This window comes from Bradyrhizobium genomosp. I (2014) (assembly GCF_000261685.1).
Classification (GTDB): Bacteria; Pseudomonadota; Alphaproteobacteria; order Rhizobiales; family Xanthobacteraceae; genus Bradyrhizobium.
Window position 1 is genome coordinate 1 of sequence record NZ_AJQE01000471.1, and the last position, 1,306, is coordinate 1,306.

Consider the following 1,306-nt stretch of genomic DNA (forward strand, 5'->3'; position numbering starts at 1 on the left):
TCCGAGCACCGCATCGAGCGCATCAAGGACACCGCGGTGCTCAGGCTGCGCAACAAGCTGCTGCCGCTGATCCACCTCAAGAAGCTGCTCAGGATCGACGACGGCGCGGCCTCCGATCCCGAGAACGGCTTCATCGTGGTGACGCAGGTCGGCAGCCAGACCTTCGGCATCGTCGTCGACGGTGTCTTCCATACGGAAGAGATCGTCGTGAAGCCGATGTCCACAAAACTGCGCCACATCGACATGTTCTCCGGCAACACCATCCTGGGCGATGGCGCGGTGATCATGATCATCGACCCCAACGGCATCGCCAAGGCGCTCGGCGCCGCCGGCTCCTCGGCCCATGACATGGGCGACGAGAACGGGGCCCATCACATCGGCTCGGGCGAGCAGACCACCTCGCTGCTGGTGTTCCGCGCCGGCTCGTCCCAGCCCAAGGCGGTCCCGCTCGGGCTGGTCACCCGCCTGGAAGAGCTTCCGGCCGACAAGATCGAGTTCTCGAACGGCCGCTACATGGTGCAGTACCGCGAGCAGCTGATGCCGCTGGTGGCCATGGAAGGCGTCACCATTGCGAGCCAGGGCGTCCAGCCGATCCTGGTGTTCGCCGACGACGGCCGCTCCATGGGCCTCGTCGTCGACGAGATCATCGACATCGTCGAGGAACGGCTCAACATCGAGGTCGGCGGCGCCTCCTCCGGCATCCTCGGCTCGGCCGTGATCAAGGGCCAGGCCACCGAGGTGATCGACGTCGGCCACTTCCTCCCCATGGCGTTCGCCGACTGGTTCACCCGCAAGGAGATGAAGCCGTCGATGCACTCGCAGTCGGTGCTCTTGGTCGACGACAGCGCGTTCTTCCGCAACATGCTGGCGCCGGTGCTGAAAGCCGCCGGCTATCGCGTCCGCACCGCGCCGACCGCGCAGGAGGGCCTGGCTGCGCTGCGCGCCCAGAGCTTCGACGTGATCCTGACCGACATCGAGATGCCGGACATGAACGGGTTCGAGTTCGCGGAAGTTGTCCGCTCCGACAACAACCTCGCCGCGACGCCGATCATCGGCCTGTCGGCGCTGGTGTCGCCGGCGGCGATCGAGCGCGGCCGCCAGGCCGGCTTCCACGATTATGTCGCCAAGTTCGACCGTCCCGGTCTGATCGCGGCGCTGAAGGAGCAGACCGCGGGCGCCGCCGGCGCCTCCGAGCTGAGCCGGGCCGCGGCGTAGAGCATGATCCGGAAAAGTGTGCAGCGGTTTTCCGAAGAGATCATGCTCAATCCAAAGGGCAGGACAGGGATCAGGAGAGACACATGACCAG

General features: G+C 66.0%; 1 protein-coding gene. It reads left to right on the top strand.

From position 1 onward, the window contains the following. Positions 1-1,215: ATP-binding response regulator (locus IC50_RS38055; RefSeq protein ID WP_035716784.1), on the top strand; the 1,215-nt coding region annotated here is incomplete at its 5' end. Positions 1,216-1,306: the final 91 nt, after the last annotated feature.